The organism is Luteitalea sp. (genome assembly GCA_009377605.1).
Taxonomy (GTDB): domain Bacteria; phylum Acidobacteriota; class Vicinamibacteria; order Vicinamibacterales; family Vicinamibacteraceae; genus WHTT01.
The window spans coordinates 1-9,319 of the sequence record WHTT01000149.1; the positions used below are offsets into that span (position 1 = coordinate 1).

Consider the following 9,319-nt stretch of genomic DNA (forward strand, 5'->3'; position numbering starts at 1 on the left):
CGCCGAAGTCGGTGCCGGCGAACACCCGCAGCTGTCGCTTGAACTCCTCGAGGGTCGGCGGGACCGAGCGCTCCTCGGCCACCCCCTCGGCGGGCACGACGACGCGGTACATCCCGTCCCCGGAGGGCCCGGCGCCGAACCCCTTGTGGGTCTTGCGGACTTCGGCCACCACGGCAGCCAGCGTCTCCGGCGGCGTGGCCACCTCCATTTCGCCCAGCAGCGTCTCGACCCTGGCGGGCTCGCCGGGGAAGCCGACGCCGAGCAGCTTGCGCACCGTGCTCCGGCCGCCGTCGCAGCCGACGAGGTAGCGCGAACGCAGCTGCGTGCCGTCGGCCAACTCAGTGGTCACGCCGTGGTCGTCCTGGCTCAGCCCGACCAGCTCGCAGCCGCGCCGAATCTCGGCGCCGACCTCGGTGGCGCGCTCGGCCAGCAGGCGCTCGGTGATGGTCTGCGGGATGCCGAGGATGTAGGAATGCGCGGTGTCCAGCCGGTCAGGCCACGGCTTGTCGATGCCGGCGAAGTAACCGCCGAGCGCGTACTGCTGGCCGTGCGCGAGGAACCGCTCCAGCAGACCGCGCTGGTCCATCACCTCGATGCTGCGCACGTGCAGGCCGAGCGACCGGACCTGCCGGGTCGGCTCCGCCTCCTTCTCCAGCACGAGCGCCTGTACGCCGTGCAGCCGCAACTCGCTGGCCAGCATCAAGCCGGTCGGTCCACCGCCGGCAACGATCACGTCAATCATCACAACCCCCATTTCCGTAGGCCGACAAGTCTGCGGCACGACCCGGGTCTTGCCACAAGTCCCCCGGTGCGCTATACATTGAGAATGGCGCGCAGTGGGTGCTCTCCTTTCCGGCATCGCGGGCGACCACCGCCAGGCTTTCAGCCATAGTGAGGAAGTCCAGTCGCGAGGCCGCCGCAAGCACGTCGGAGGCATCGGCTAGCCAACCCCCAACCGACCACGCCCAACCCAACACCCCCCAACCGAACACGGTCGCCACAGGCGGCGCTCCGGCCACACGGCGGACAAGCGCGCCGCACGACAGCCCGTGGAACTTCCCGGACGCGGCGCGCGGTACGGAGAGGCACCGTATGACGCGATCGAATCGCTGCTCCCGGCGCTTGCGGAAGAGCTCCGTCTCGAGTTTGATGCGCCGTTCGCGCTATTCGGCCACAGCATGGGCGCGCGCATCGCCTTCGAGCTGGCGCGGTATTTCCGGGACACGGACTGGCCGAAGCCGAGTCACGTGTTCGTATCCGGCTCGTGCGCGCCGCAGCGTCGACCTCCGCAGACGGCGCTACTCATCGGTCGGATGCCCGAGGCGCTTTGGCCGTCCGGGGACCTGACATGATGCGAACCGTGGTCGTCATGACGCTGTCGCTGCTTGGCGCGCTGACCCTTGAAGGCACGCCCGTTATGCCGATCGCCATCACGAACGTCACCGTCGTCAACCCCTGCCGCGACGCCGGCGACGCGGGCCAGACGGTCATCGTCGAGGACGGCTACATTCGCGCCATCCAGGCCGCGTCGGTGCCGCTGCCGAGCGGAGCCAGGCGAATCGACGGGGCCCGAAAGTTCCTGATTCCCGGTTTGTGGGACGCCCACGTCCACTTGACCAAAGGTGGCCTGAACACCTTGCCGCTGTACATCGCTAATGGCGTGACCGCAGTTCGTGACATGGGGAGCGACCTGCAGGAAGTACAGGCGTGGCGCGCGCAAATCGAGGCGGGCGCGCTCGTCGGTCCTCGTATCAAGACCGCCGGTCCGATGCTGGAGTCGCCTGCGAACGTGGAGCGGATGAAGCAACAGCAGACGATAGAGCCGATCGATCGACTGCGCGTCAGCGTCGGCGGACCAAACGAGGCGCGAGAAGTCGTCAATCGCCTGGCGGCTGCGGGTGCGGATCTGATCAAGGTGCGGACGACGCAGAACCCGTCGACGTTTCGCGCGATCGCCGACGCCGCCAAGCGACAGGGCCTACCACTCGCGGCCCATCCGTTCGCGCCGCCTGAAGATCTGCGACAAGACGCCGTGCGCAGCATTGAGCACTTCGTCGCCTATCCACCGCTCAACGACCGCACGGCGGTGCAGCGGCGCGCGTTATTCGCCAATCTCGCGCATGCGGGGCTGTTCATGTCTACGACGCTCGCGAACGTGGACCAGTCGCTGCTGGTGCCGCACGACGAGTCGGTCAGGCGCCTACAAGATAGGAAAGGGATGCTGGACTCGCGCCGCAAGTACGCGTGCGGCTATCTCGTCGAGGACTGGCGCGAGCAGGTGGACGAGAAGAAGGACGAGCCGATCGGGCCGTTCCGCGTGCTCCTCCCGGGCTTCTTTCGCGACCTCCGCGAGCTGCGCGACGCGCGCGTGCGGTTTCTCGCGGGAACCGACGTCGGGGTCGCCTTCATGTATCCAGGCTTCAGCCTGCACGACGAGCTCGAAATCCTCGTACGGCGCGTCGGGTTCCGTCCAATGGAAGCCTTACGCATCGCCACGCGTCATGCGCCGATGTTCTTCGGCATCGACAGGACCATGGGTTGCGTCGAGCCGGGACACGTCGCCGACCTTGTCCTCCTCGACGCCAACCCGCTGTCAGACATTGTCAACACGCGCAAAATCCGCGGCGTCATGACGACGGGACATTGGTTCGATCGCGCTGCCCTCGACCGGCTGCTCTCGGGCGTCGAGCAGGCATGCCTGCAGCCCGCCAGGCAGACGCCGAACGCACGGTAACGATCCCGCGGCGCGCCATTACGCTGCCCATATTTTCATGGCCCGAGTGACGATAGAGCACCTGCGCGCGGCCACAGTCGCGCGACCCGACGATGCGGCGGCGCACCAGGCCGTTGGTATGGCACTCGTGGAGCGCCGCGAGCTCCATGCAGCGATGCCACACCCCTGGGCGACGGGCGGCGCGGCGCTCAGGCAAGCGAGAAGCGCGACGAGAAGCGGCAGTCGGATCAATAGAACACCCTCGCGCCGAGCACGATCGTGCGCAGCGGGAACAGCCCATTCAGCGTCGTGATGCGGCCGTAGTTGTCGCTCGACAGGTCCGTCGTTGGCCGTTCTCAGTTGGCGTGGTTGAAGCGGGACCTCCGGTGCGCTATGTCAGCGCAACGGTCTCTCCATGCTCTGGCATTTTCGTCTTCCACTGCAGTTGGAGCCAGAGATAAGGACGATGCGACCGTCGAAGCTGAGTTGGCCATGTGTGCCGAGGAGACGATCCCGAGTCTCGTAAAGTACCACGTCGAACGACACGCCAACACTCACTTGGTCGCCTGCATCAAGACAGCCGTTAGTCCGGGGGCACCGGATCTGACACGAGCACTGGTTGACGCGGTGACGTCATCGCTGGAGCGGGTCACAGCGACGGCTGCCGCCGAGTTGTCAGAGGTGAAGATCCGAGAGCTTGTCGACCACCATAGGGAGATGCTTCAAGCTGATCTTGCATCAGGCCGGTGGAAGCAGACCTTTCGAGGTCGCGACATCCTGAAGCGGTACACTCGCCGTTTCATGAACGGACTCGTCAAGTACCCTGTATTTCGGGATCTTATCGTTAGTCGAATGCGCGAAGACCAGTATCGCCCCAGTGGAATGAGAGACGTTATTGAAGAGATCCTTGTCGATTAGGGCCGCGACACGAGATCGCTCGGTCAGCCGGTTTTGACGGCGGCTAACGGCGCGGCCGTGGGTGGCGGCCTCCACGAACTGGCCGCGCGGCCAGTTGCCGCATGGCTCGCGTGCCGACAGACCGCCTCACCAACCGCGAACACGTGGCGCACGTGAACGCGAGCTGGCCTCTCGCGGGGCGCCACTCCCTCGCCACCGTAGCCGGGACGCTCTTCTCGAACCGATGACGGCTGCCACGGCCCGGCCACCTGTTCGGCCTCATGGACATTGTGGCGTCTGCAGCGCAACGAGATGTTCTCAACGGACGCGTCCCCGCCCGCCGCGTAAGGCACGAGATGGTGATATTCGAGGAAGCCGCGTTCGGCGCAGCGCTTGCCACTCGCGCTCACGAAGGCGCACTCGCCGTGGTCGCGGGCCCACACGCGGCGCTTAACCTCGGCAGAGATGTGCCGTGACCGCGTCTTCGGTGCGGTTGTGCGACCCCGCTCGGGGCGCTCTTGTGCCTGTCGAAGGCTCGACGGGCGGTTCACGCGCGGCTGCTCGGTGGCCGCGTACTTCGTCTTGGCGGCGTCGCGCAACACAAGCGTGAGCGCCCGATCAAACAGCGCCCCCACATCGCCACTGGGAATGACGTGCCGCAACAGGTGTTGGGCCTCGCGGAGCTTCCCGTAGGTTTCGGCGCCGATCGTGAACGAGACTTTGTAACGGGCCGGTGCGAGCGGCGTCACGTTGGTGTGTGGTCGGTCTGGCGGCGGAGCACACACGGGCTCGTGACACGTGGCGGCAGCGTTGCTGACAGGCGGTGCGCAGGAGGGTGGTACGTCGTCGCGCGTCGCCGCCGGGGTCGGCGCGACCGCTGGCTGATCTGGCGTGGTCGACTGGAGCGGTGGTGAGGCCGTCTGGCTGACGGCCGGCGGCGTTGGGAGCTTACGCACCGTGCTCGGCACATCGGGGCGAGGTTGCAGCCGCGCCACAATCTGCTCGACCTCGCGCGTGCTACGATGCCGCACCTCGGCCAAGAGCGCGATATGGTTCGCCTCCGTCAGATGTGGGGCCAACAAGCGAATGGTCGTGAGCGTCACATCGCCCGCGGCGAGCCGTTCGAGGATCACTGGGAACCGCTGCGCGGCGCGCGCCGCCGCGATGCGCTTATAGGTCGCGGATTCCGACAGCTGGAGAACCTGCGTGCAGTAGCCGAACAACGATCCGTAGCCCTCGGGGAGATAGAGGTGGCGCTGATCGAGCGCAGCGAGGGAGGCGACGAGGTGCACGGTGGCGTCACGTTCACAAGCAGCGAGGCGGCCGACCTCGCGGAGGAGACTCTGATCGGAGAGTCGATTGTACGAGGAAATGAGAGTCGCCATGTCCCATTATACGAAGGCGATTTTCGAGGCGCAGAATGGCTCGACAGCGCACGCAAACGCGCCGATCCGTCTTTTCAGTCGACCTGACCAGCGAACGCTGTTTCACGGTTAACGTGGCGCCGGCAAACGGCCGTTCTCGTGACACTCCGTCCCAGAGCGCGCGTGCGTCGAAAATCACGTCAAGTACTTTTATGATGGCGGTCGCACGTTTGGGCGCTGGGGGTGCCACATCCGGAGCAGCGTGCGGCGGTAACGCTCCAGCTCCGACACCCGCTCCGCGCCGCTCATGTGCACTCCGGCCATGGGGTCCTCCTCATTAGTTAACGGCCGTTGCGTTTCCGCTGAAAGTAAACGCCGGTTTACTATTTGTCAAGCATGGCGCCGCGCCCCAGAACCATCGATGACGCCGGGATCCTGGAAGCGGCGGGCCGAATCACTTCGCGGCGTGGACCCGCCAAGTTCACGCTCGCCGAGGTCGGCGCCGAAGTTGGCCTCTCGGCCGCCGCGCTCGTTCGGCGCTTGGCTCGAAGCGCGTGCCCATGCTGGCGCTCGCGCGGGCGGCGCGCGATTCCGTGGACGCTATGGCGGGTGGGTCGCTGATCGCCTGGGCCATCCACCGGGTCGGAAGCGCGGAGGCCTGGGTACGGTACGACCTCATCAGCTTGTTGGAACCGCATCGGCCGACGGCCAGGCGCTCTGCATCACGCCGCGCGTCACACGCAGGATCGAAGAAAGCGGCAAGCCGGTCTCAACTCGGGTAGAATCCGCGGAAAGGTGCTTCGAACGATTGCTCTCGGTCTCGTGACATTGTGCTTGGTCGGCTCGCGCAGCGTGTGTCCACAGCAGCCTGAGCTCGGACGCATCGATTTTCCCGCTTCACAATCCGGCCGGCGCCCCGCGGCGGCAATCGCCGCCCACGGCACACCTGCACGAGATCTGGTCCGCATCCCGGCCGCGTCCTATGACGTCTCGGATCGCATCACGACCCTTGAGCTGCGCGTATCGGTGAGCGAGTTCCTGCTGGGCGCCACCGAGGTAACCCAACGTGAGTACGAAGCCATGACCGGCGAGAACCCTTCGGTGTCCAAGGGCAGCAGCCGCCCGGTCGAGAACGTCTCCTGGTGGGACGCCATTCGCTTCTGCAACTTGCGCAGCGCGAAAGAAGGGCTCACGCCGTGCTACGACATGGCGACGGGACGTCGGCCCGAGCCGTGCTCGGGGTATCGACTCCCGACCGAAGCCGAATGGATGGTCGCTGCAGGACCGCCGCCGGCGGCAACCGCGCTGGACGAGGTCGCCAACGTCGGCGACACGAGCACGAAGAGCCTCCGCATCCTGCATGACGCGCTCGAGAAAGGCACGATGCCGGTCTGCTCGCGGACGCGGAACGCCCACGGCGTCTGCGATCTGCGCGGAAACGTCTGGGAGTGGTGCGGCGACCACTACGGGGCCGTCGCCAGCCCTGATGCGGTGCGTGATCCGGTCGGTCCAGCGTGGGGACCAGCGCGCGTGATTCGCGGCGGATCCTTTGTCACCACGACGTCGCGCTGGTCACGCGACTACCGCTCCTCGATGCGCGCCGATTCGCGAAGTCGATACACCGGCTTCCGCGTAGCGCGCAGCCTCGACACGACCGAACGGCGCCAGCCGCAGTCCCCCACCTTCTTGGAGCCGTACGACGATCCGCCGCCCGCGTTCGAGGGATCCATCGGCTCGCTCTCGCCACTCGCACCCAAGGGGACCTCCGTCGAAGCGTGGCAGGAGCGCGCCGGAGAAATCCGGGCGAAGTGGGAAGCGCTGCTCGGAATCCCCAAACGGCGGACCGGCAAGCCCGCCGCCCGCGTCTTGCGCGAGCTCACGCAGCGCAACTTCGTCGGACAAATGATCGACCTTGAAATGGAGCCGGGCGCCTCGGAAAAGATCTATGTGCTGCGACCCAGCCACCGCGACCACCGGCCCTGGCCCGTGATGATCGTTCCGTTCTACGACGTCGACACACCCGCGGCCGCGGATCTCGGCGGCCGCCGCTTCGATCCAGATCGAGGTGTCAATGCGTACGCGTACACCGCAGCGCAGCACGGCTATCTCGCCGTCGCTGTCCGCTGGTTCGGCGAGAGCTACGGTGAGTCGTACAGCGAGGCAGTCGCCAATCTCGCCCTGCGCGATCCCGGCACGACCGGGCTGGGCAAATGGGTCGCGGATGCGCGGCGCCTCGTCGAGTACATCGAGACACTGCCCGATGCGGATGCCGATCGCATTGGGATCATCGGTCACTCGCTCGGAGGCAAGATGGCGCTGTATGCGGCGGCCTTCGAGCCTCGCATCCGTGCGGCCGTGTCATCGGAGCCGGGCATCGGGCTGACGTTCTCCAACTACGAAGACTACTGGTACCTCGGTGAGAAGGTCACCGCCCTGCCCCCCGGCACCGATCAACACGAGCTGATCGCGCTCATCGCGCCACGGCCGTTTCTACTCGTCGGCGGCGACGAGTACGACACCGACGAGAGCTGGCATTACATCAACGCCGCACGGGCTGCGTACCGCCTGGTTGGCAAGCCGGAGCACGTGGGCTACCTCAATCACCGCGCGGGGCACACGCCGACACCCGAGGCGGTGTCACGCGCGTTCGATTGGCTGAATCACTTCCTGAAGCCTTGAGCGACGGCGACCTTCCGGGGCCACTGCGAGTTGTCCTCACGCGCGCTGATGAGCGCCGAGCGCTCCGGCTGGATCCGGCCGCGCGAGTTGGTCGCGCGCGACACAACCGTATGCGTGCCCGGCGTGGCATCGGTCCACTCGAAGGTCCAGAGCGACCAGGCGTGCGGATCTCCCCGGCGCGCGAGCGCCGCGCTCCGCCACGGCTGGCCGTCGATCTGCACGTCCACGCGCTCGATGGCGTCGGGACCTCCCCAAGCTGCACCGGCAATTCGGCAGCCACCGCCCACGCGGTCAACGCGCGCCACTACCGACTTCAGTCGGTTTCGGCTGATCGAGGTCGATCACCGCGCGCACCTCGAGGTTAGAATCGTGGCCACGGTGTTTCGAACGATTGCAACCGCCATCGCGTTAGCCGTCCTCACTGGCTTCTCTGCCGGACAATCGCAGGAGCTCGGTCTCGGCCGCATCGATTTTCCCACGTCGGAGTCCGGCCGGGCACAGCAGCGCTTCCTGCGCGGCGTGGGTCTTCTGCATAGCTTTCAGTATCGCGAGGCACGGGATGCGTTCCGCACGGCGCAACGCGCCGCTCCCGCGTTCGTCATGGCGTACTGGGGCGAGGCGATGACCGACAACGAGCCCTTGTGGTTCGCGCAGGACATCGCCTCCGCGCGAGCCGTGCTCGAGCGGCTCGGCCCGACGCCCGAGGCGAGGCGCGCGAAGGCGCCCACACCACGGGAGGCGGCATACTTGAATGCGGTCGAGATCCTCTACGGGGACGGCAAGAAGGAAGACCGTGACGTGAAGTACGCTGCCGCCATGCGGCGCCTCCACGAGCGCTATCCAGACGACAACGAAGCAGCTGCGTTCTTCGCTCTCAGCCTGCTCGGCACATCCCACGCCGGGCGGGACGTTCCCACCTTCATGCGCGCTGCCGCCATCGCCGAAGAGATTCTGACCAGCAACCCAGAGCACCCTGGGGCCCTCCACTACGCCATCCACTGCTACGACGACCCGGTTCACGCTCCGCTCGGATTGCGCGCCGCACGTGTGTACGCGAAGGTCGCGCCGGAGGCGTCTCACGCACGGCACATGCCTTCCCATATCTTCTTCGCCGTGGGTATGTGGGATGAAGCCGCGCAATCGAACGAAGAGGCGTTCGAGGCGTCGAAGCAAAGCGCCGAACGTACGGGCCAAGAGATGGAGTCCGGAGGCTACCATGCGCTCTGGTGGCGTCAATACGCGTACCTGCAGCAGGGCCGATTCGCCGATGCGCGCAAGGTGCTGGAGACGATGGAGCGCCTGGCGGCCGAGCGGAACACACCGCTGACGCGCTTCCATCTCGTGCAGATGCGCGCGATGTACGCGCTCGAGACAGGCGAGCCTTACGAGTCGTCGACGAGGGTGTCGGCACCGGACCGGCTGAGCCTTGCGGCGCACCACCTCGCTGCGGGATTGAGCGCGCTGAATCACGGTAAGCGTGAGGAGGCATCGCGGGCGCTCGCCGCGATTCGCGCGATGCAGGGCGGCGAAGGCGCATCGCCGGACACGCATCAGATGGACCACATGTATCCCGTCGATGCGCAGGCGGTTTCGGTCATGGAACAGGAGCTGGCGGCCATGCTGTCAATGACCGACGGCCAGAGCACCAAGGCCCTCGAGCTGATGA

7 protein-coding genes are annotated in these 9,319 nt (G+C 66.5%); 4 read left to right on the forward strand and 3 right to left on the reverse strand.

What is annotated here, in order from left to right:
- The coding region (locus GEV06_27250) for an FAD-dependent oxidoreductase (GenBank protein ID MPZ21557.1) at positions 1-742 on the reverse strand (742 nt) is incomplete at its 3' end.
- 307 nt (positions 743-1,049) lie between these two features.
- On the opposite strand from GEV06_27250, the gene GEV06_27255 reads away from it, so the two are divergent.
- Positions 1,050-1,352 carry an alpha/beta fold hydrolase gene (locus tag GEV06_27255; GenBank protein ID MPZ21558.1) on the forward strand — a complete coding sequence of 101 codons (303 nt, stop codon included), beginning with the start codon at positions 1,050-1,052 and terminating at the stop codon, positions 1,350-1,352.
- Positions 1,349-2,734, forward strand: a complete 1,386-nt coding sequence (locus GEV06_27260) for an amidohydrolase family protein (GenBank protein MPZ21559.1) — start codon at positions 1,349-1,351, stop codon at positions 2,732-2,734. Before GEV06_27255 ends, GEV06_27260 begins: the two co-directional genes overlap by 4 nt.
- Positions 2,735-3,654: 920 nt before the next feature.
- Here the strand turns inward: GEV06_27260 and GEV06_27265 are convergent.
- Complete coding sequence (locus GEV06_27265) at positions 3,655-4,995, reverse strand: hypothetical protein (protein MPZ21560.1); 1,341 nt, start codon at positions 4,993-4,995, stop codon at positions 3,655-3,657.
- Between the two features lie 774 nt (positions 4,996-5,769).
- On the opposite strand from GEV06_27265, the gene GEV06_27270 reads away from it, so the two are divergent.
- Positions 5,770-7,653, forward strand: coding sequence for an SUMF1/EgtB/PvdO family nonheme iron enzyme (locus tag GEV06_27270; GenBank protein MPZ21561.1), 1,884 nt, complete (start codon positions 5,770-5,772; stop codon positions 7,651-7,653).
- Here GEV06_27270 and GEV06_27275 read toward each other — a convergent pair.
- The gene (locus GEV06_27275; GenBank protein MPZ21562.1) at positions 7,635-7,985 is read right to left on the reverse strand and encodes a hypothetical protein; all 351 of its coding nucleotides are present in this window, start codon (positions 7,983-7,985) and stop codon (positions 7,635-7,637) included. The two genes, GEV06_27270 and GEV06_27275, sit on opposite strands and share 19 nt — an antisense overlap.
- A 37-nt stretch (positions 7,986-8,022) precedes the next feature.
- On the opposite strand from GEV06_27275, the gene GEV06_27280 reads away from it, so the two are divergent.
- Positions 8,023-9,319: hypothetical protein (locus tag GEV06_27280; protein MPZ21563.1), on the forward strand; the 1,297-nt coding region annotated here is incomplete at its 3' end.

Excerpts from the sequence above, each read along its gene's own strand:
- GEV06_27260 (MPZ21559.1), top strand. The coding sequence starts at position 1,349 with ATGATGCGAACCGTGGTCGTCATGACGCTGTCGCTGCTTGGCGCGCTG.
- GEV06_27265 (MPZ21560.1), bottom strand. The coding sequence starts at position 4,995 with ATGGCGACTCTCATTTCCTCGTACAATCGACTCTCCGATCAGAGTCTC.